The sequence below is a fragment of the Hymenobacter sp. CRA2 genome, from assembly GCF_002007105.1.
Taxonomy (GTDB): Bacteria; Bacteroidota; Bacteroidia; order Cytophagales; family Hymenobacteraceae; genus Solirubrum.
In genome coordinates, this window is the sequence record NZ_MVBC01000005.1 from 213,398 (window position 1) to 235,751 (window position 22,354).

Sequence of the window (22,354 nt, forward strand, 5' to 3'; positions counted from 1 at the left end):
GCTAGAGACAAAATGATTAGAAAGCTACGTTGAGGCCAGCCGTGAACACGCGTTGCTGCGGGTTGCTGTTGTAGTCAACGCCGAACGTCTGATTCACATCGCCGTTCGAGTTTACTTCCGGGTCTACCCCTTTGTACTTCGTGAAGATGAAAGCATTGTTTACTTGGCCGTAGATGCGCACGCGGCTCAGGCCGGCAATTGCACTCTTCGGCAAGGTGTAGCCCAGCGTGATGTTCTGAATGCGTACGAAGTCGCCTTTCTCAACAAAGCGGGACAAGGCTTCCCCGTTCTTGTTGATGAAGGTGGAGTTGCCGAATCGCAGCTTCGGTACAGTGGTTACCTGGCCCGGCGTCGTCCAACGGTCCAAAATTTCGGTACCGTTGTTCACGAATTCCATACGCAGTTGCTCCTGACGGGTAACGTTCATGATTTTGTTACCACCCGAGAAGCGAATGAACAACGAAGCGTCAAAGCCTTTGTAGGTGAACGAGTTGGTTACACCCCCGAACCAGGTCGGGTTGGGGTTGCCCAGAATTACGCGGTCTACAGCAGCTAACGCAGCGGTTGCTCCTACTTGGCCGGCCGGCACGGGGCCAGTGCCAGTGAAAATAGTAGCGCCCGGGTTGCTAGGATCGTAGTTGTAGTAGAGGTTGTTATCTACGTTGGCCTGCAGCAACGAGCCATCGGGGCGGCGATAGATCGGATAACCGTTCTGTGGGTTTACGCCTTGGAAGTCGTAACCGAAGAGGGCACCAATAGGCTGACCAACCCGCGTCACATTGTAGGTATTCAGGATGTCTTGACCTTGGAACAGCTCCTTAACAACGCTCTTGTTAGTCGAGAAGTTCAGGTTGGTATTCCAGGTAAAGTCTTCGCTCTGAATGTTCTGGGAGTTGAAATTGAATTCAAAGCCCCGGCTTTCCAAGCGACCTACGTTGGCAATGTAACGGTTGTTCGGCGCACCCAACGACAGCGGTATCGGCACGCTTAGCACCTGATCATCGTTGTCGTTGATGTAGTAGTCAAGCCCCACCGTGATGCGGTTGTCCATGAAGCCCAGGTCCAGACCTGCATCTTTCTTCTTCGAGGTTTCCCACTGCAGCTCAGGGTTGCCGAGGCCACCTTCGCGGTTGTAACCGATGCCGTTTTGCGAGCCGTACTTACCAGGGCCAAAAATGCCTGCGTAGGGGAAGGAGCCGCCAGGAATGGCGTCATTACCCACGATAGCGTAGCTGGCACGGAATTTCATGTCCGACAGGAAATTCAGCCCCAGGCCTTTGAAGAACGGTTCTTCCGAAATACGCCAGCCCACCGAAGCGCCGGGGAACAAGCCGAAGCGGTTGTCGGGCGACAACTTCGACAGCCCGTCGTACCGAGCCGTAACGCTAAACAGGTAGCGGTCTTTGAAGCCGTAGTTAATCCGGCCGAAGTACGACTGGAAGCCTTCCTGCGAAACCCCACCACCTACGGTCGGTGAGGCGACAGTACCGGTAATCAGGTTGTTCGGACCGAAGTAAGTATCCGATAAGCCCGTGCCTTGTGCGTAGTAAGACTGAGCCTTGGTTTTCTGGTATTCAATACCGGCAACAGCGTTAATCTTATGCGCTTCGGCAATGGTGGTATTGTAGGAAATCGTGTTTTGCCAGTTCCAGCGGAACGTTGGGGCAAATTGCTGGAACACGATACCATTCGGGCCAAAACCATCGCCGTGACGCGGGTCGTTGTACTGGAAATCGTCGTTCAGGAAAAAGTCGCTACCGAACTGCGTACGGAGACGCAGGTTCTTAATGGGCTCCGCTTCAGCGTAGACGTTGCCCAAGATGCGGTAGTTGGTAGCCCGATACACGTTGTTTTCCAAGGGGAAGACAATGTTCGGGTAGTTGAAGCCAATCGTGGCAAGGTTAGCGCCCTGGCCAATAACTGCCGTGTTGTTCGTGCCCGTGGGGTTGTTATTGGGCGTGTTGAAGAAGGGCGTACCGTCAGGATTGCGAACCGGCACGTTCGGAAACAGCGACAAAGCGTTTGTCACGTTACCAGACAAGCCGTTGATGCTGGTGTTCAGGCCGTTAGTTTCGGTGCGGGTCAGGCCTACGTTTAGACCTACGCGCAGCCACTTCACTACTTCCTGGTCCACGTTGGTGCGGAAAGTAGCACGCCGCATGGAGTTGGCCTTCAGCACTGCATCCTGGTCCGTGTACCCTACCGAGAAAAAGTAATTGGTCTTATCCGTGGCACCGCTGATGCTCAGGGCATGGTTTTGCTGGAAGCCCGTACGGAAAATCTCGTCTTGCCAGTCGGTGTCGACGCGCTGGCCATTTGACTCGTAGGGAAAAGCAATAGCCGGCTGGTTGTTGTTACTACGCTTCTCGTTGCTGATTTCAATGAATTGATCAGCATTAAGAACTTCGTAGCGCTTCACCGTTTTTGCCCAACCAAACCAGTTGTCGTAGCTAATCTGCGCTTTGCCCAGACGCCCTTTCTTGGTCGTGATAAGGATAACACCGTTAGCCCCGCGCGAGCCGTAGATGGCCGTGGACGAACCGTCCTTCAGCACTTCGTACGACTCGATATCCGAAGGGTTAATGTCGGCCAGCGCGTTGCTAGCTACGACACCGCTCTGGTCACCTGTGATGATCGGTACACCATCAACTACCACCAGCGGCGACGCGCTGGAGGAGATGGAGTTAGTACCACGGATACGGATACGTGGGGCTTGACCAATCAGGCCGGAAGGCGTAGTTACCTGCACACCAGCAGCCCGGCCAGCCAATTGCTGGTCGAAGCTCGGGGTGGGCAAGTTGGCAATAGTTTCGCCTTGGATAGAGGCAATCGAGCCGGTCACATCGCGACGCTCCTGCGTGCCGTAGCCGGTTACTACTACTTCGCTCAGGGTCTTATTGTCGGCCGCCAAACCAATGTTGATCTGGTTGTCGGCTCCAAGCGTGCGTTCTACGGCAATGTAGCCTACCGAGCTAACGGAGAGGGTACCGCTACCCGTCGGAGCACTCAGCGTAAAGGTGCCGTCCGAGTTGGTCGATACCCCCGTGGTGGTTCCTTTGATCAGTACGGTGGCGCCAGGAATGCCTTCGCCCGTGGCGCGGTCGGTCACGCGGCCAGAAACCTGGCGCGTTTGGGCTTCTGCTTGGTGGACAAACGCCGCCAAGGGTATCAAACCCAGTAAAAGTTTGTTCATGCGACTGATAAGTGAGTGAAGTGAGTGAAACTCCCCTAAATGTACAAAGCGACAGTACAATGTCTAAGTTCAGTCCGCTTTTTTTTGCGCTTAGGCCGTCTAAACCCGGTTTGCCTTGTATGAGGCAAATAAAAACCCCGGTCAGTAACCGACCGGGGTTTCGTTATCAATCTGATTAGTAAGCCGGTACTAGTATCCGGGGTTCTGAATCAGGTTCGGATTGCGTAGGATTTCGTTCGCCGGAATGGGAAGTACAGCCCGATTATCCTTCCACGGAATAGCCGGTGTAGGTGAGGTACCGGTGCGGGCCGGGACGCCCAAGCCGTTGCGGAACAAGTCGTACAACCGATGGCCTTCGAACGCCAGTTCAAAGCGCCGTTCCAGCAGAATGGCGTCGATTAAAGCTTGCTTGTTGGTGCCGAAGGTGCTGGCTTTGTAACGCGGAGATGAAGCTGGCTTGGAACGGTTACGCACCAGGTTCAGCAGAATCACGGCGCTGGAGTCGGTGGACGTCCAGGTCGGCTGTTTGACCAACGCCTCCGCACGGGTCAGCAGAATCTCGGAGTAACGCAGAATCGGAATCCGGGCGCCACGATTGGCCCCACCCGGGGCGCCGCTTTGCAGCTCCGCGTTGTACTTGCGCGTCCAGAAACGTCCCGACTTTTGCGCTATCAACTCCGTCCGGCGCTTGTCGTTGGCCGGAATCACGCGCGAGTACGGCGTAACGGAAATGTCGCCCCGGCCGGGTGGCGGCGAGTAGTGTTCCCCAATGGCTGCGTTGGTATTGGGGTTGTCGTTCTGCGACATGGCCACGTAAAAAATCATCTCGCTCGTGGTGGCCTGCGTGTACTCGGGGAAGGGCGAGCGGAAGGGGGTGTACGGCGAGGCTGCCAGCTCGTGCCGATTGGACGAGATGATTTCGCCCGAGTAGCGGGCGGCGTTGGCGTAATCGCCCTTGTATAGGTATAGACGAGCCAGCAGCCCCCGGGCGGCATCCTGCGTGGCACGGGCAGCAGAGGAGCTCGGGTCGCCGTAATCTGCGGGCAGCAGCGTAACGGCGTCTACCAAGTCGCTTTCAATCTGGGCATACACGTCGCGCACCGAAGCCCGCGGCAGCTGTTGCGCTGGGCTGTAGGCTTCTTCGCCGCTGACGGCCATCAGTTGCAGCGGGATACCTGGGTGCGACGCGTCGGACGAGAAGTTGTACGGCTGAGCGTACAGGTTGACCAAGGTAAAGTGGCACAGGGCCCGGATGAACTTGGCCTCGCCAATGTACTGGTTGTACTTGGCTGCGTCTAAGCCCGCACCGTTGCGCCGGGTGAGCTCCTGCATCAAGTAATTAGCCGTGTACATCGACTGGTACCCGGCCAGCCAGGTAGCGGCAGCGTTGCCGTCGCTGGCCGTGGCGTTCGACAGGGCAATGCCCCCAAAGAAGCCCGACGGATCTGTATCGTCGGAGCGGATGTCGGAGTAAATAAGCGCGTGACTGCCCAGGAACTCGCCGTTCTGCAGGCCGTCGTACATACCGATGGCCAGCTTATCAATGCGGGAGGGCGAACCGAATATATCGTTCGGCCCTAGCGCCTGGGGGTCGTCCTGCTCCAGCAGGTCGCAGCCGGGAGCAGTAATAATGAGCAGGCCTAGCAAACTGGCCCGCCACAACATGGTAGGAATGGATTTCATGAGGGAAAAAGCCAGAGGAATTAAAAGTCCAGGTTGATGCCGGCCGTGTAGGTGCGCACCTGCGGGTTGGCGCGGTTGTCAACGCCGTAGGCCAGATTACTGTCCGTGCCTTCGTTGCCCGAGGAGTTCACCTCCGGATCAGTACCCGAGTACTTGGTGAATACAAAAGCATTTTGCACCATCACAAATACGTTGGCGCGCGAGCTGCCGAACTTCTGGCTGACCGGGGTGGGCAGCAGGTAGGCGAGGCGCAATTGACGTACGCGTAGGAAGTCACCCTTCTCCACGAAACGCGTGGACAGTTTTTGGTTATTAGCCGTATTGTCGCCGATGTAAGGCTTGGGCACGTCTGTTACCTGGCCTGGGGTGGTCCAACGGTCTTTGATTTCCGCGAAGTTGTTGCTGATGTAGTTGGTCAGCATGCTGCCACGGGTGAGGTTATACAGGTAGTTGCCCCCGCTATATTGCAGAAACACCTCCAGCTGCAGCCCCTTATAAGAAAAGGTGTTATCAACGCCCCCGAACCACTTGGGGAAACGTTGCTTTCCAATCCACACGCCGTCCTTATCAAGGTCAATAGGATCGACGGGCTGGCCATTGACCGAGGTTTCGCCATTTTGCAGCCATAGGCCTTTAGTAGGGCCGACGCCGGGCTGGTACTCGCGGATGTTGTTGTCCTTGTCGTACCACATCGGGTTGCCGTTCTGTGGGTTTACCCCGGCCCAGCGCAGAATCTTGTACTCCGTGATGGAGTGGCCGACGCTGGCCCGAGCAAACGCGTAGGAGGAAAGGACGTCACCATCCGTTGTGAGTTCTGTGACGCGGTTCTTGACGTAGCTATAATTAAGCGAGGACGTCCATTTGAACCCATTGGCCAACTCCAGATTGGTCGTGTTCACCGTTACCTCCACGCCGCGGTTCCACATCTTGCCCACGTTCCGAATTACCCCAGGCGAACCAATAGACGGGATAAAAGGGGCGCCGGTGCTGTGCACGGCCGAAGCGCCAAGTAGCAGGTTGTTGATGTCGTTGCTGAAAAAGTCGACGGTACCGCTGATGCGGTCCTTCAACACGGCAAAGTCGAAGCCCAAGTCCAACTTGCCCCCAGTTTCCCAGCGCAGCTTGGGGTTGTTTAGCTGGTTGATATTCAGGCCAGCAAAGTTGGCATATTGACCCTGGCCGATGAGGATGCGCGAGGCATACGACGAGATGCCGGCACTATTGCCGACAATACCGTAACTGGCACGCAGCTTTAGGTCGTCCAGGAACGTGAAGCGGCTCATGAACCCCTCGCGCGAAATGCGCCAGCCCACCGAAGCGCCCGGGAAGAACCCGTATTGCGCATTGGCGCCGAAGCGTGAGCTGCCGTCGTAGCGGGCGGTGAAAGTAGCGTAGTACTTATCCGAGAACGAGTAATTCGCCCGACCAAATACCGATTGCCAAGCTGTTACGTCCTGGGAGCCGCCCTGAGGTGACTGGAGCGGGTCGAACAGCCCGTCAAAAATGTCCTTGAACTTGGGGTCCGTGATAAACGCCGCCGAACCAAACTGCGACCCATACGACTCAATATTCTGCTCGTACCCGACGGTAGCGTCCAGATTATGATTTTCGCCGAACAGGTGGTTGTACGAGGCGTAGCTCTGCCAGGTGGTCAGGGTATTATCGGCTCTGAAACGTTGGACCAGCCCGTCGTATGAGCGGCCCAGGCCTGAAATTTCCGGGCTGCTATACTGGTATTCGCTGTTATTCAGGTAGTCGAGGCCAAACTTAGTCGTAAGGCTCAAGCCCTTAGCAGGCGTGAAAGTAATATACGTATTGCCCAGCAGGCGTCGCTGCGTGTTTTCGTTGCGCTGCAGGTCCAGGTTGGCAACCGGGTGGAAGAAGCGGTTGATCAGCCAGGTGTTGTTGTAGGTATTGCCGCCGTTATTGTTTACCAAGATGCCGGAGCTGTCATAGATCGGCCCGTTGCCGGTGCCGATGTCCCCCGCTTCGCTGAGGTAGTAGTAACCATCCGGGCCATACGCCGGCACGTTGGGCGGGGCGTTGTAAGCAGCTACCGTCGCGCCGGCCAGGTATTTGTCCGTCAGCACACCTTGGTTGTAAGCGTGCGAAAAGCCCATGTTGATGCCTGCCTTCACCCAGGTTTTGGGCGTAAGCTCAAAATTCAGGCGGCCGTTTGCGCGGCGCAGACGGTTGTTTTTAATAGACCCGTTGAGGTCGGAGTAGCCGATGGATGCGTAGTACGAGCCCCGGTCGTTCCCGCTGGTCAGGGCCAACTGGTAGTCCTGCATGACCCCACGGTGGTAAACTTCCTTCAGCCAATCCGTTTCGTCGGGCACGCCGTCGCCGTTCACGTCGTTGAATTCCGGAATAATCGGCGCCGTTGCGTTCGGGTTGGCGTTGAAGAACTTCTCATTCGTGATATCCCGAAACTCGCTAGCGTTCAATAGTTTGGGTAGACGCGTAGCTTCCATAAAGCCCGTTGAGGCATTTACGGACAGCTTGGCCGTGCCATTCTTACCGCGCTTGGTAGTAATTAGCACTACGCCGTTGGTGGCACGCGAACCATAAATAGCGGCGGCTGACGCATCCTTCAGCACCGTCATCGATTCGATGTCGTTCGGGTTAATATCCGCCAGCGGGTTGTAACGCAAGCCGTCGGTCAGGATATTAAAATTGCCGAACTCAGTCATCGGCACCCCATCCACTACAAACAGCGGCTGTGAGCTCCCATTGATGGAATTGATGCCGCGAATACGCACCGTTACAGCATCTCCAAGAGTACCGCTCGTGTTGGTAATCTGCACCCCCGCAATGCGGCCTGCCAGGGCCTGATCAGCGCTTTGTACCGGCTGCGAGGTCAGCTTCGACTGATCTACTTTGGCGTACGAACCGGTGATGTCCTTAATGTCCTGCGAGCCGCCGTAGCCCGTCACCACTACCTCGCCAATCTGCTTGGTATCGGGCGACAGGGCCACGATGAGTTTCCCGTCGGTGCTGGCAGGGCGTTCCAGCGTCTCGTAGCCCACCGAGCTGAAGCGCAGGGTTTTGGCATTGGCTGGTAACTCCAGCGTAAAGGATCCATCGGCGCCGGTCGAAACGCCGGTGGTAGTGCCCAGCGCCACCACCGTGACGCCCGGAATGCCCTCGCCGGTTACCCGGTCAGTAACCCGGCCGGCTATGCTCCTGGTCTGCGCGTTGGCCTGGTGGACCAATGCCGCTAGGGGGAATAAGCCCAGTAAAAGTTTGTTCATGCAGTAAAATTTGGGTGATGGAGGTGTGAGGAGGTATGAAAAAGGGTGGTTTTTGGTGCTTGTGCATGATGAACTCAGAATACATAGAAGAAGATTATAAACTTGATAAGCAGGCAGAATACCTTCGATTTTGACGTGCTAATATAGGGGTTATAGATTCAATGACTTATGGTTTTTACTGGCGGGCAGCTAAACAGTAAGATAATAATGCACAGGAGTAGATAAGTCATTTGAATAGGAATAGATATGCTATTGAAATTGGATTTTATTAAGTTGATCAATAGGATTGTTTCTTACTTCATAGCCGGATTTTTATAAGCACGTTGTCCGTTTACAAGGAAATAGTTATAAAACTATCATTCATATCAGATATTATATGCATGGGTTATTATGGCTTGCGGTTTAGCTTCTTTGCCAGTTACTAATCATTTGGGCTAATATTTGTCAATTTGTCAATGATAGTTTGTCTAGCTCTATGCAGAATCAAGACCCACTTCGCATTTGTAGACAATTCAGGTGGCTATAGGCTGAGAGGCAATCCTGATCATCTATAGGAGTTCGTATATGTTATACTTTTTTATCGTTGAGGATTACTGAGCAAAACATAAAAATCGTTAGGTTTGGGGCTACTCATTCACTCACCAACAACCAAGTCTCACTTTTATGGGAAAACTCCTGCTTAGTGCGCTACTTACTGCACCCCTCATGGTGCATCAGGTAGCGGCGCAGACCCGGACTGTTTCCGGTCGTGTAACCGACGCGACCAACGGTCAAGGCTTACCGGGTGTTACCGTTATCGTAAAGGGCACCACCAACGGCACGTCTACCAATGCAGAAGGTAGCTTTAGCCTCGAAGTACCCGCTGGTGCTACCGTATCGTTCAGCTCTATTGGTTACCGCACCATTGAACGTGTAGTTGGTAACAGCAGCGTAATCGACGTAGCTCTGGGTACCGACACTCGCCAACTGAGCGAGGTTGTAGTTACGGCCGTTGGTATTGAGCGCCAGGAAAAGTCGCTCGGCTACTCCGTTGATGTTATCAGTAACCGTTCGCTGACCCAGGGTAAGGAAACGAACCCCATTGCAGCATTGCAGGGTAAAGTAGCTGGTGTACAGATTACCCGCTCCAGCGGCGGTGTAAACAGCTCGCAGCGCATCACGCTGCGTGGCCAACGCTCGTTGCAACAGGATAACCAACCGCTGTTCGTAGTGGATGGTATTCCGATCGACAACAGCTCAATTCAGCCATCGAGCACTTCGGCTAACACCGTGGACGTGGGTAACCGCGTGGGTGACATCAACCCCGAGGATATCGAGTCGATGACGGTGCTGAAAGGCCCGAGCGCCGCGGCTCTTTACGGTTCGCGTGCTTCCAACGGCGCTATCATCATTACCACCAAAACGGGCCGCGACGCTGCTGCCCGTGGTAAGAAGTCGGAAGTAACGCTGACGAGCTCGTTCACGGCCGAAAGCATCCTGAAACTGCCCGAATTCCAAAACGAATTCGGTTCGGGCTACGCTGGGGAGTACATCCCGTACGAAAACACGAGCTGGGGCCCGCGTTTCGATGGTAGCCCGGTGCAGCTGGGACCGCCCGCAGTAGATGGCAGCATCCAGACGGTACCGTTCTCGCCGATCAAGGACAACGTTCGTAACTTCTTCAACACCGGTACGACGTTCCAGAACACCGTGTCGCTGCAAGGCGGTAACGAGAAAACGAACTACTACCTGTCGTTCTCGGATGCTACGCAGAAGGGCATTGTGCCGGATGATAAATTCCGCCGCAATACGGTGAAGTTCACGGCTGGTACGCAGTTGTCGAATAAAATCTCGGCTTCTACGTCCATCAACTACAACCACAACAAGACGGACATTACGTTCCAGGGCACGGGTAACACCAGCGTGCTAAACAACGTGATCAACACGCCGCGCTTTGTGGATCTGAAGAAGTACAAGGACTACAAGAACGATAAGTTCTCGAACCTGGACGGCTTCTATTCGGCTTACTACGACAACCCCTGGTTTAACATCGGCGAAAGCCGCTTTACCAGCGACCTGGACCGCGTAATTGGCAACGCTACGTTGAACTACGCTCCCCTGGATTGGCTGTCGTTTACGTACCGGGCAGGTACCGACGTGTCGTTTGACCGTCGTAAAGAACGGGCCGCAATCCGCACTTACATTAGCAACCGCCGTGACCAAGACGGCGCGCTTGTAGTACGTCCTGCTAACTTCCCCGGCCGCGTTACTGAAACAGACATCTACATTCAGGAGATTACCACTGACCTGTTGGCCACCATCAAGCGCAACATCACGCCAGACATTTCGGCGCAGTTGATCTTGGGCCAGAACCTGCGTCAGCGGAACACCCGTCAGGTTTCGGCCAGCGCCAGCGCTCTGTCGATTCCGGGTTTCTACAACCTGAGCAACCGTGTAGGTGAACTAGGTGGCAGCGAAGAGTCAGTTAAAACCCGTCTTGTCGCCGGCTACGCTGACCTAACTCTGGGCTATAAGGACTTTCTGTTTTTGAATGCCACGGCGCGCAATGACTGGTCGTCAACACTGTCCAGAGGCAACCGCTCCTACTTCTTCCCGTCTGCGAGTTTAGGCTTTGTCTTTACGGAAGCAATTGCTCCTCTGAAAGACAATAAAATTCTCTCGTACGGCAAAATCCGTGTCTCCTATGCCCAAGTCGGCAATGGCACTGGCGCTTATAACCTGGAAAACACCTTCCCGGCAGCTGCTGGCTTCCCCTATGGAGCACTGGCAAGCTTCACGGTAAGTGACCTGAGCCGTAACCGGGATATCAGACCGGAGTTGACGACGAACTACGAAGGTGGTATCGAGTTTGCCATGTTCGATGACCGCATCTCGGGTGACGCTACTTACTACAAGACGCTGTCGCGCGACCTGATTACTTCGATCGACGTGCCGACGTCGACGGGTTTTACTCAGGCTGTGGTTAACATCGGTGAAGTAGAAAACACGGGTCTCGAACTGTCGCTGCGTACTACGCCCATCCGTACCCAGAGCGGTTTCCGCGTGGATATCGGTGCGAACTTCTCCAAGAACGACAGTAAGGTTAATGAACTGTTCCGCGACGTAACCAACTTCGCACTGGGTGGTGGTGACCCCGTACCGACGGCTATCGTGGGCCAGCCCTTCCCGGTGCTGAAAGGCTCGGGCTACCAGCGCGACCCGGAAGGCCGCGTAGTAGTTGACCCGGTTACGGGTGTACCGCTGCGTGACGCTGAGCTGAAAGTATTCGGTCAAGTAAACCCGAAATACATTTTGGGCGGTACGCTGACCGTATCCTACAAAGGCTTGCGTTTGAGCAGCGTAGTAGATATGCGCCGCGGCAACGTGTTCTACTCGGGTACGCGTAGCACGCTGGCCTTCACTGGTACGTCGAAGGAGACGGCTGCTTACGGTCGTGAGCCGTTCGTTTTCCCGAACTCGGTAACCCGTAATGCTGACGGTACTTACACCCCCAACACGACGGTTAAGACGTTCGATGGTGGTTATGACTTCTGGTACGACAAACTCCACGGCGTGTTTGCTGAGGCTAACATCGTAAAGGCTGACTTCTTCAAACTGCGTGAAGTATCGCTGACCTACGATTTGCCGCGTGCTCTGATGGACAAGACGCCGTTCGGTCGCGTGCAAGTAGGTGTATCGGGCCGCAACCTGCTGCTCTTCACGCCCAAGTCGAACGAATTTGTCGATCCGGAGGCCAACATCTTTGGTACGAGCAACTCGCAAGGCCGTGAGTTCAATACCATTCCCTCGACGCGCAGCTACGGCGCAAACCTGACGGTTACTTTCTAAGTCCAACTTGGAACTTAGATCTTCTGTGTCACAGTTTGCAGGCCAATAGCAGCACTCTTCCAATCATATCATGAAAAATTTCTCTTTCAATAAGGCAGTACTGGGCGGCTTGTTAGTCTCCTCTGTTGCGCTGGCTTCGTGTGAGGATTTTCTGGATGTAAACCAGAACCCGAACAACCCTACTGAAGCGTCGGCAACTCTGGTTCTGCCGAATGCCCAGTTCCGCACGGCTACCCGCCTGGGCAATGACCTGAACATTTTGGGTAACCTGTGGACCGAGAACTGGGCCCAGGCCCAGGATTACATCTACTACGTTCCGCAGCAATCGTATGGTCTTACACCGCTCTCGTATGAGCCTACGTGGACGGACCTCTACGCTGGCAGCCTGCGTGACCTGAGCTACGTACTGGCAGAGGCTCAGCGTTCGAATGCTACGAACACCATTGCCATTGTCAAAATCATGCAAGCCTACAACTATCAGTTGCTGGTGGATGCATGGGGTGATGTACCGTACGGCGATGCGCTGCAAGGCACCGATAACCTGGCTCCGCGCTTTGAGGACGACCAGGTAGTGTATGATAACATCATTGACCTGCTGAACGAGGGTATTGCTGCTATCAATACCACGGCTGCTACGCCTGGCTCCGCTGATATTGTCTTCCGTGGCAACATGACGCAGTGGCGCAAGTTTGCTAACACCATCAAGCTGCGTGTATACGTGCGTCAGAGCGGTGCGCGTCCGGACGTAGCCCGCGCAGGCATCCAAGCTATGCAGACGGCTGGCGCTCAATTCCTGGGTGCTGATGAATCGGCTACTGCTAACCCTGGCTTCCTCAATACCGCTGGCAAAACCAACCCGCTGGTGGCTAACATCGGCTACAACACTACTGGCGGCCCTACGGGCGGTTACCAAGCTACGCGTGCTAACACGCTGGGTGTTAACTACCTAAAGGCTACCAATGATACGCTGCGTCTCAAGCGTATCTATACGCCGGTTGCTGGCCGTACGGATATTGCACGTAACTACGTAGCAGTGGCTTCGGGAGACATCCGTGCTCAGGTTCCGAGCCCCATCGCCTCTGCCCGTTTGTCGGGTATTGGCCCTGGCGTAATTCGTCCTTTCGCGCAAAATGGCTTTGCTCAGCCGATTTACCTGCTGAGCTCGGCTGAGTCGTTCTTCCTGCAAGCTGAAGCTGCTGAGCGCGGCTGGCTGACGGGCGGTACGGCTGCTGCGAAAACGGCTTACGAAGCTGGCATCACCGAATCGTTCAAAATCTTGGGTGTAGCTAGCCCCCAAGCTGCTGCTACGGCTTACTACAGCCAGACGGGTGTAGCTGGTAGAAAAGTAACGGATACTAACGCTCCTACCGCTCTGACCAGCAACGGTCAGTTCGATCCGAAGGCAGTTGATCCGTCTTACAACGGTACCGGTGACAAGATCGAGAAGATCATCACCCAGAAGTGGATTGCTAACAACGGCATCAACGGCTTCGAATCGTGGAATGAATACCGTCGTACGGGTTTCCCGTCGGGTATCTACACTTCGTTGAACAGTATCGAAGCTAGCAACCCGAACAAGATTCCGGTGCGTATTCCGTATCCGCAGACGGAAATTGCTAACAACCCGAATTCGCCGAAAGGCTCGACCACTTTCACCCCGAAAGTGTTCTGGGATGTTAACTAGTAGTTTCGCACTACAAGGAAAAGGCTCCTCAGCATTGCTGAGGAGCCTTTTTTATTACGCTTTAGCTAGGTCAACTTAGTTCTCCATCAGGAAAGCCTTGATGTAGTCGTCCAGGTCGCCATCGAGGACGTTCTGCACGTCGGTGCGCTCGACGCCGGTACGAATGTCCTTAATGAGCTTGTAGGGGTGCAGCACGTAGTTGCGGATCTGCGAGCCAAAATCGATGCGCTTCTTGCCCGCTTCTACTTCGGCCCGGGCAGCATTACGCTTGTCCATTTCGATCTGATACAGCCGTGATTTGAGCATACGCAGGGCGTGCTCTTTATTCATGAGCTGGCTGCGCTCGATCTGAACTGCGATAATAATCCCGGAAGGCGCGTGGGTCAGGCGCACGGCCGTTTCCACTTTGTTTACGTTCTGCCCACCAGCGCCGCCGGCCCGGAACGTATCCCAGGAGATATCAGCCGGATTGATCGTGATGTTGATCGTGTCATCAACCACGGGATAGGCAAAAACCGACGCAAAGGACGTGTGACGGCGGCCGCTGCTGTCGAAGGGAGAAATGCGGACCAGGCGATGCACGCCAATTTCGCTTTTCAGGTACCCATAAGCAAATTGACCTTCGATTTCGAGGGTCGCCGACTTAATACCTGCGCCTTCGCCCGGTTGGTAGTTTACCTCGCGGACGGTGAAGCCGTGCTTTTCGCCCCACATGATGTACATGCGCATGAGCATTTCGGCCCAGTCCTGGCTTTCGGTACCGCCGGCACCGGGGTTGATTTCGACGATGGCCGACAGTTGGTCCTCCTCGTTGGAGAGCATGCGCTTGAACTCGAGCTGCTCCACGGCTTGCACCGCTTGGTCATACTCGGCGCGCATCTCTTCTTCAGAAGCTTCACCTTCCTTATAGAAGTCGAACAGCACATCTACATCGTCCACGGCTTTTGACGTAGCCTCGTAGTCGTCGGTCCAGACTTTGATGCCTTTGAGCTCTTTGAGCGTGGCTTCCGCTTTTTTGGAGTCGTCCCAAAAGCTCGCGGATTGGCTTTTTTGCTCCAGCTCGGTTACCTGGGATTTGCGGTTATCGTAGTCAAAGGTACCTCCTCAAGGCCTCCACGCGGCCTCTCAAGTCTTTCACTTGGTCTGCAGTCATCTGCTCAGGGAAAGGGTAGCGGGTGAAAAAAACGGGCCGGTGCCCGGGCTGCCGACCTGGCAGCGCTTTGCAAAGGTAGGGTAGGGGTAAAGAACACCGCGCCCGCAACTGGCCATGCAGTTGCGGGCGCGGTATGTTGGATGCGAAAAAGCTAGCCGAGCGTAATTAGACCCGAACCATCCATTCGTGCGGATCAGCAATTTTACCGGCGCGGATATCGTCCAGCGTTTGGCCGACACGGCGCGAGAAAGAATCGGCAGAGATAGGAGGCAGCGTGTAATCCGTGCCTTCGAAGCCGATTACGGCGATGGAGGCAATGGTGGCGGCGGTGCCAACGCCGAACGCTTCGTGAAGCGTGCCGTTTTGCAACGCGTCGATGATTTCGTGCACCGAGACTTTTCGCTCTTCCACCGGCATTCCCCAGTCGCAGGCCAGCTGCAGCACGCTCTTGCGGGTGATGCCGTCGAGGATGGAGGAGCTGACGGCCGGCGTGATGATACGCCCGTCGATGACGAAAATGGCATTCATGGTGCCCGATTCTTCCACGTAGCGGTGCTCCGAGGCGTCGGTCCAGATCAGTTGGTTGTAGCCTTCCTGCTGGGCCAGCTTGGTGGGGTACATGGCCGCGCCGTAGTTACCCGCGTTCTTGGCAAAACCGGCGCCGCCTTCAGCGGAGCGTACGTACTTCTCCTCGAAGCGTACGCGGATGGGCTTGTTGTAGAACGCACCGGCCGGGCAGGTAATGATCATGAACCGATAGGTATCGGAAGGGCGGACGCCCAGCAGACCATCCATGGCAAACATGAACGGGCGGATGTAAAGCGAGTAACCGTCCTGCGAAGGCACCCAATCCGAATCGAGGCGCACGAGCTGAGTGAGGCCCTGCATGAACAGCTCTTCGGGAAGCTCGGGCATGCACATGCGCACAGCCGACAGGTTGAGGCGACGGAGGTTGTCGAGGGGGCGGAACAGCTGCACCTCACCGGTGGTGGTGCGGTAAGCTTTCATGCCCTCAAAAATGGCTTGGCCGTAATGGAGCGCCGAGTTGGCCGGGCTTACGGCAATGTCGCCGAAGGGCACAATCTGCGGCTCTTGCCACTCACCGTTGGCATAGTCGACGACGAACATGTGGTCGGCGAAGGTCTTGCCGAATTCGATGTTGGCAGGGTCCAGCTCGCCCAGGCGCGAATTGGTCGTGCGCTGGGTGCGAATCGTCAGCGTATCAAGCATGGAAATGGGGAAAAGCGTGGGGGAATGCAGAAAAGGTCGGGTAGAAACGAGCAGCAAGGCCCAACGCTGAAACGCTAGGCAGATTGGCGTGGTTGCCAGGTTACTTCTTCGGCACCGAGGGCGTGAGCCATCCAGCGTGCTAATACAAACAAGTAGTCGGAGAGGCGGTTCAAATATTTTACCACCAGGTCCGGCACGAAGGAGTCTTCGCGCAGGGCAATGCTGAGGCGTTCGGCGCGGCGGCAAACGCAGCGGGCCACGTGGGCCTGCGACACAGCCGGATGCCCGCCGGGCAAAATAAAGTGGCGCAGCTCGGGCAGTACTTCGTTCAGACGGTCCATTTCCTGCTCCAGCTCGGCCACGTCCGAATCAAGTAAATCGGGCAGTTGCATGCGGGAGCGTTCGGGGTCAGAAGCCAAGGTGGCGCCGATAGTAAACAGGCGGTCCTGTACGTGCTTGAGCAGGGCGCGGTGTGGCTGGTTGACGTCCTGGTCGCGTACCATGCCCACCCAGGAGTTCAGCTCGTCGACGGTGCCATAGGCTTCGATGCGCAAGCTGGACTTGGGCACGCGGGTGCCGCCAATGAGTGAGGTAAGGCCTTGGTCGCCGGTACGGGTGTAGATCTTCACGGGAACAGATGCTGAAGAAAAGTCGGCCCGGGGCCGGGCCGGTTGCACCGAAAGTTACGGGAAAAGAACTGCCCCGGTGGCGAGCCGGGGCAGGTGCTTGAAAGCCAATACGCTGCTTAAATGCAGAAAAATCAGGAATGAACAACAGTGCGGTGCGAGAGCACGTCGTGGTTGGGCAAATCGGTTTCGATTTCGCCGTCGCGCAGGCGCACGATGCGGTGCGCGTACCGGGCAATGTCCTCTTCGTGCGTTACCATGATAATGGTATTGCCCTTGGCGTACAGGGCCTCAAACAGCTCCATGATTTCGTAGCTGGTCTTGGAGTCCAGGGCGCCGGTGGGTTCGTCGGCAAGCAGTACGCTGGGGTTATTTACCAGCGCCCGGGCAATAGCTACGCGTTGGCGCTGACCGCCCGACAGCTCGTTGGGCTTGTGCTTGGCGCGGTCGGCCAGGCCCACGGAGCGCAAGGATTCCATGGCCCGCTCTTCGCGCTCCGACTTGGAGTAGCCCGCGTAGATCAGCGGCAGGGCTACGTTATCGAGGGCCGTGGCGCGGGGCAGCAGATTGAAGGTCTGAAACACGAAGCCGATTTCACGGTTGCGGACGTCCGCCAACTGGTTATCGGTCATGCGGCTCACGTCCTTGCCGTTGAGGATGTACGAGCCCGTCGACGGCGTGTCGAGGCAGCCGACGATGTTCATAAGGGTGGACTTGCCGGAGCCCGAAGGCCCCATGAACGCCACGTATTCGCCGCGCGGGATGCGGATGCTAACCGACCGTAGCGCGTGGATTTCCTCCGTGCCCATCCGGTACACTTTGGAGATGTTGGTAGTTTCGATGACAGGCGGCAGCATGAAAGTAGGGGTTAGTTCCAGGGTGCTACGGCGGCCTGGTGGATGGCGCGCCGCTTGTCGTATTGGCTACGAAAGATAGTATATTCTGTGGATGGAAGCAACGTGCCAAGTTTGCTCAGCGCATTGGCCGCGTATTCGTCCAAACCCGCATCAACAGCGGTCAAAACAAAGCTTTTCAGCAGTGGTACTGACTCGGGGTTATAGGACAGTGCACGCTGTAGCAGCTCGTAGGCCGTGAGGGGATCCTGTCCGCGGACAAAGAACTCAGCAGCCTGCAACACGCCTGCTTCGTCGAAGGGGTCGGCGGCGACCAGACGGCGGTACTGCCGAGCGGCCGCCTTGGAGTCGGAAGCCGCTAGCTTGGCGGCAGCAGCAAAAGCGGCCTGGAACGGGCGGCCGACGGCGGCTGGACGGGGCGCCGCACCGGTCAGCAATTGCTGCAGGCCGGCGGTCGGTGTGACTTTGAGGGCGCGCCGGGCGGCGGTACGAGCCGAATCCGGTTGGCCGGCCCACGCCAGGGCGTACGATTCAGGCAAAGCTGCGGCGGAATTGCCCGCTGCTTCGGCCGCAGCAAAGCGTGCCGCTGCCGAGGCATACAGGCCGCGCGTGAGCAGGTAATTTCCCAGTACCTGCTGGTAATAGCCCGCCGACTCGCCGGTGGCCAACGCTTCCAGCTGATCAAAACCGGCGGCGGGCTGAGTGCTGCGCAACTGCTGCAGGCCGCTCAAAAACGCCAACTGATCGGCAAAAGCATCGTTGCTGCGCACCTGGCGCAGGCGGCGCACGGCCGGCAGCAGCGTGGTGTCGTGACGGGCGGCCTGGGCCAAGCCCACGTGGTAGAGCTGCGCAAACTGTGCCACCGTCAGCGTGGTATCGATGGCCGGCTGGGTGGTAGCGACGGGCTGAAACTGGCCTTGCAGCAGGTTGAGTACCCACGCGTTGTTCTGCCAGGCGGGCCAGTCCGTTTGCGGTTTATCGGCCGCGGCTTGCCGGGCGGCCGGGAGCTGCGTGCTTTTCAGCAGGAAGGCCAGCCAATTGGTGCGGGCCACAGGGTTGGCTTCGTCGGCTGCCACGGCGCGCCGGTAGTAGTACTGCACCGAGTCGGCCAGCGTGGAGCGGGCAAACAGCTGAGCCAGCTCGGCGTTGACGCGGCTGCTGGCCGGGAAGGCGCGCAGGGCCTGCCGCAGCACCTGCTGACGGTCAAAAAAGTCGGTGGGTTGATCGAAGCGGGCAGCTAGGCGCAGCAGGACCTTTTCGTTGGGCTCACGCTGCAGGGCGGTATGCAGAATGTTCAGCTCATTTTGGCGCTGAGCGCGAGCCTGGTAAAGGGCCGCCCGGCCCCAGGCGGCGCGGGCGTTGCGCGGGTCCAGTTGGTCGGCTTCGGCGTAATAACGCTCGGCGAGGGCCGCCAGGTAGAAATTATCCGGTTGCTGCTCGCTTTGGTAGCGCGTCAGGTCGCCAAGCTGGATATAAGAGCCGGCCCGGGCAAAGTCGAGCAGGTCGAAGTTGTTGCGCATCAGTACGGCCGCAATGATGCCGATGCCCAGCAGGTACGCCGCGAAGAAGGGTACGCGGCGCGGGTCGTAGGCCACGCGGTGCACTTGCAGCTTCTGGCGAATCAGCGGGGCAAAATTCAGCAGCAGGTATAGGAAGAACGCCACGCCAATGCCCGCCAGCGCCAGGTTGACGAACTGCCGGCTGGCGCGCAGCAGCGGCTCGTTGGCCGTGGCCGCGGCGTACGCAACGGAAGCCGTGGCCAGCGTCACCAGCACGAGATACAGGGGCGCGGCCGCACGCAGCGGCACCAGGGCCTGGTAAGTGGGCAGGCGACGCGGCAGGCTCCACCAGCCCACTACGGCCGCCACCAGCAGCAGCAGGAAGGGTTCCAGGTGAATGCCGGGCAGCACGGCCAGCTGGCCGTTGTTCCAGTAATACAGCGTGAGGATGCCCAGCAGCAGCACGCTGGAAATAAGGAAAGGTGGCAGACCGAAACGCCCGCCGGGGCTGGCGCCCTGGGTATTGAGCCACAGCAGGCCGTAAATCAACTCACCGCCCAGCCACAGGCTCAGCAGCACCAGCGCCACCACGCCGGCCAGCGTGCCGTAGGCGGCCAAGTGCAAGACGATAAAGTCGGCGGAATGCGGGGCCTTGACGAACAGCACGGCAGCCAGTATTGCCACCAGCACCAGCATCAGCAGCACGCGCCAGCCAAGGCCGACCTGCTCGAAGAAGGCGTGCAGCAAAAAGGACGGGACCAGCAGCAGGCCCAGCGCCAGCAAGAGGAAATATTGACTTTGCGCGCCGAATACGTCCAGCACATCCGCGCTGAGCGACATCAGCAGAAATATCACCAGGCCCGCGCCCACCACGAAGGGCAGGCGCTGCAACTGGCTAATCACCGCCAGCCACACAGCGAGGCAAACGCCCAGCACCCCCGCCCAGATAGCCGCTGCGGCGGGCCAGAGCTGCGGGCCGGCTACGTCGTAGGTCTGGGTGATGAGGTAGCCATTAGCCTGTAGAGCCAGGCTGTCGGTGCCGGCCGCGAGGCGGTCGAGGGTGACGGGTAGGGGCGTGAGCTGGGCCACCGTACCGATGGGCAGGGTGTGGTCGTCGCCGGTAAAGTAGCAGTACAGCGCCCACCCCAGCACCAGCAGGAGTAGGGCGCCGAGCCCGCCCACCAGCGCGCGTTGGCTGAGGGGCCGGGCCGCAGAAGCGTCGCGCACGCCTTATTCGAGAACTTTGGGTACGCGGAAGTAGTCCGAATCCTTGCGCGGGGCGTTTTTGAGGCCCTCGGTGTGGCTCACCGTGTTGCGCGGCTCATCGGTCCGTAGTACGTTGAGCTCGTGCGAAAGGTGCACCAGCGGCTCCACGCTGCTGGTGTCGAGGCTGTTGAGTTGGTCAACCCAGTTGAGGATTTCGTTGAGGTCGGAAAGCATTTTCTGCTCATTCCGCTCGTCGAATTCGAGGCGGGCAAGGTGGGCCAGTTGGCGCAGGGTATTCAGGTCGGTGCTCACGGAAAGCGGAACGTTAGGGTCGAAGAAAAGGAATCAGCGGGCCACGGATTTGGCCTGCTCGGGCTCGGGCGGGGTAGCCCGCAAACGGCTGGGACCGGGGATGCCGGCCGCCGCCGGGTCAAATTCGCTGGCAATGATACGCGCCACGCGCTCTTTCAGGGCGGGAATGTCGGCCGGCGTCATGCCCAGCGTGGAAATTGGCTCGTGCAGCACGATGCGCAGCTTGGAATAGCGCACCCGCAGCCCTTTGACGCCGGGCATGAAGCGGTGGTTGTAGGGCATCGTGACGGGCACCAGCGGAGCGCCCGTGGCAATGGCCAGCTGAAACGGACCGTCCTTAAAGGGCATCAGCTCCTCGCCGGGCTTTTCGGCAATGGCGCCTTCGGGGAAGATGACCACGGAGCGGCCGGCCAGCAGCGTCTGGCGGGCCTGCACCACGGAGCGGCCCCGGCTCACGGCGCTGTTGCGGTCGACGGTGATGTAGGCGCGCCCGAAGATGGGCCCCCACAGCGGCGTTTTGGCCAGTGAGCTTTTGCCCATGATGTTCAGGTGCCCGGGAATGGCCTTGAACAGCAGCGGAATGTCGATGTAGGAGCCGTGGTTGGGCACGTATATCACCGGCTGGCCCGGCGGAATGCTGCCGCGGCGCTCCACCGATACGGGCATGCCCCACATACGAATGAAGAGGATGGACCACCACCGGTTGAGCCCGTGCAGGTAGCGGTGCCAGCGGGGCTGTTTCGACAACAGCACCTGCAGCGGATAGGTCACGATGAAAGGAAACACAAACCAGAACGTCGCCCAGGTTGTGTACAGGCGGTGACCGAGGTATTGGAGCAGCCGACGCATACCTACAAAGGTAACAAGCCGCGGGCGGACGCCCGCTACTTCCGCTACAGCGGCCCCATTACCCCCAAACTATCTACTTCGTGCCGGCTTGGCGGGCGGCCAGAACATGGGCCGCTTTGAGCAGGCCCGCCACGCTGATGGCGTCGGTGATGCGGCTGTCCAGGGCCATCTGCACCGCTTCGTGGAGTGGTAGCTTCCACAGGTGCAGCTCCTCGGTTTCTTCGGGCTCGGTCTGGCCGTGCTCCAGGTCTTCGGCCAGGAATACGAAGCCCTCCTCGTCGGTCACGGAGTTGGAGGTGTGCAGCCGGGCGATGTTGGTCCAGCGCCGCGCTGTCATGCCGGTTTCCTCGCGCAGCTCCCGCTGGGCCGATTCCAGAATGTCGACTTCGATGGGGCCGCCGCCCATGGGAATTTCCCAGGAATACTCGTTGAGCGCGTAGCGGTACTGACCGACCAGCCAGGTGTTGCCGTCGGCATCGACGGGGATGATGCCCAGCGCCTTGTTCTTCATGCTGACCACGCCGTAAATGCCGCGTCCGCCCTTGGGGTTGATAACCTGGTCTTCGCGCACGCTGATCCAGGGGTTCTGGTACTTAAGCTCGGTGCTAAGAGTCTGCCACGGGTTATGGGTTTCGTCGGGGGCTGGGTGCATGTGCTAATGGAAAAGTTGCCGCTTCGGCAAAGCTAGCAGAGCCAATCAAAGCAGGGCTTCGAGCAACAGCTGCCCTAAGTTTATATTATTGAAACTATATATTTAAAGCTGCTAAATCCAGTTTTGGGACAGCTACGTAGGTGCTCTATTTGTTTCGGAACAAAATTGTACTTATTTTATTTTATTGTGGTTATTCTTTGCTAATAGTGCAGTTGGTCAGTTAGTTTTGCGTCAGCACTTGCTGAGGCGGTCAGCAATTTGACCAAATCCCTGGTTGTCGAGCACGGGAGGTTTCCTAAATCCAGAGGGTAATTCTATTTATGGGATATGC

13 protein-coding genes are annotated in these 22,354 nt (G+C 57.3%); 2 read left to right on the plus strand and 11 right to left on the minus strand.

The genetic code is table 11. The features are described from left to right. Nucleotides 1-16: 16 nt before the first annotated feature. From B0919_RS10475 to B0919_RS10485, 3 genes are all read right to left on the minus strand, one after another. Nucleotides 17-3,193, minus strand: coding sequence for a SusC/RagA family TonB-linked outer membrane protein (locus tag B0919_RS10475; protein WP_078012203.1), 3,177 nt, complete (start codon nucleotides 3,191-3,193; stop codon nucleotides 17-19). Between the two features lie 189 nt (nucleotides 3,194-3,382). After that, nucleotides 3,383-4,876 carry a RagB/SusD family nutrient uptake outer membrane protein gene (locus B0919_RS10480; protein WP_078012204.1) on the minus strand — a complete coding sequence of 498 codons (1,494 nt, stop codon included), beginning with the start codon at nucleotides 4,874-4,876 and terminating at the stop codon, nucleotides 3,383-3,385. A gap of 20 nt (nucleotides 4,877-4,896) precedes the next feature. Continuing rightward, nucleotides 4,897-8,130 (minus strand): SusC/RagA family TonB-linked outer membrane protein, encoded by a 3,234-nt coding sequence (locus B0919_RS10485; protein WP_078012205.1) that lies wholly within the window; start codon nucleotides 8,128-8,130, stop codon nucleotides 4,897-4,899. 663 nt (nucleotides 8,131-8,793) lie between these two features. Between B0919_RS10485 and B0919_RS10490 the strand changes: the two genes are divergently transcribed. Next, the gene (locus tag B0919_RS10490; protein ID WP_078012206.1) at nucleotides 8,794-11,958 is read left to right on the plus strand and encodes a SusC/RagA family TonB-linked outer membrane protein; all 3,165 of its coding nucleotides are present in this window, start codon (nucleotides 8,794-8,796) and stop codon (nucleotides 11,956-11,958) included. Between the two features lie 70 nt (nucleotides 11,959-12,028). Then, nucleotides 12,029-13,642, plus strand: coding sequence for a SusD/RagB family nutrient-binding outer membrane lipoprotein (locus B0919_RS10495; RefSeq protein WP_078012207.1), 1,614 nt, complete (start codon nucleotides 12,029-12,031; stop codon nucleotides 13,640-13,642). Between the two features lie 75 nt (nucleotides 13,643-13,717). On the opposite strand, the gene prfB is transcribed toward B0919_RS10495, so the two are convergent. The 8 genes from prfB to B0919_RS10535 all read right to left on the minus strand — a co-directional run bounded on the left by prfB (nucleotide 13,718) and on the right by B0919_RS10535 (nucleotide 22,023). Next, nucleotides 13,718-14,795, minus strand: a protein-coding gene (prfB, locus tag B0919_RS10500) for a peptide chain release factor 2 (protein WP_139362050.1) whose coding sequence is annotated in 2 segments (ribosomal slippage) — nucleotides 13,718-14,743 and nucleotides 14,745-14,795 — 1,077 coding nt in all. Because the reading frame shifts where the segments join, the coding sequence is not laid out codon by codon here. 165 nt (nucleotides 14,796-14,960) lie between these two features. Continuing rightward, on the minus strand, nucleotides 14,961-16,025 hold the full coding sequence (locus tag B0919_RS10505) for a branched-chain amino acid aminotransferase (protein WP_078012208.1): 1,065 nt from the start codon (nucleotides 16,023-16,025) through the stop codon (nucleotides 14,961-14,963). 74 nt (nucleotides 16,026-16,099) lie between these two features. After that, nucleotides 16,100-16,654: a cob(I)yrinic acid a,c-diamide adenosyltransferase gene (locus tag B0919_RS10510; protein ID WP_078012209.1), complete on the minus strand. Its 555-nt coding sequence runs from the start codon at nucleotides 16,652-16,654 to the stop codon at nucleotides 16,100-16,102. A gap of 131 nt (nucleotides 16,655-16,785) precedes the next feature. After that, nucleotides 16,786-17,508: an ABC transporter ATP-binding protein gene (locus B0919_RS10515; protein WP_078012210.1), complete on the minus strand. Its 723-nt coding sequence runs from the start codon at nucleotides 17,506-17,508 to the stop codon at nucleotides 16,786-16,788. Nucleotides 17,509-17,519: 11 nt separating this feature from the next. After that, nucleotides 17,520-20,231 carry a hypothetical protein gene (locus B0919_RS10520; RefSeq protein ID WP_078012211.1) on the minus strand — a complete coding sequence of 904 codons (2,712 nt, stop codon included), beginning with the start codon at nucleotides 20,229-20,231 and terminating at the stop codon, nucleotides 17,520-17,522. Between the two features lie 3 nt (nucleotides 20,232-20,234). Further along, complete coding sequence (gatC, locus tag B0919_RS10525; protein ID WP_078012212.1) at nucleotides 20,235-20,522, minus strand: Asp-tRNA(Asn)/Glu-tRNA(Gln) amidotransferase subunit GatC; 288 nt, start codon at nucleotides 20,520-20,522, stop codon at nucleotides 20,235-20,237. Nucleotides 20,523-20,555: 33 nt separating this feature from the next. Beyond that, nucleotides 20,556-21,371, minus strand: coding sequence for a lysophospholipid acyltransferase family protein (locus tag B0919_RS10530; RefSeq protein ID WP_078012213.1), 816 nt, complete (start codon nucleotides 21,369-21,371; stop codon nucleotides 20,556-20,558). A 73-nt stretch (nucleotides 21,372-21,444) separates the two neighbouring features. Beyond that, a complete protein-coding gene (locus B0919_RS10535; protein ID WP_078012214.1) occupies nucleotides 21,445-22,023 on the minus strand; it encodes an NUDIX domain-containing protein in 579 nt (192 codons plus the stop codon). Nucleotides 22,024-22,354 lie beyond the last annotated feature (331 nt).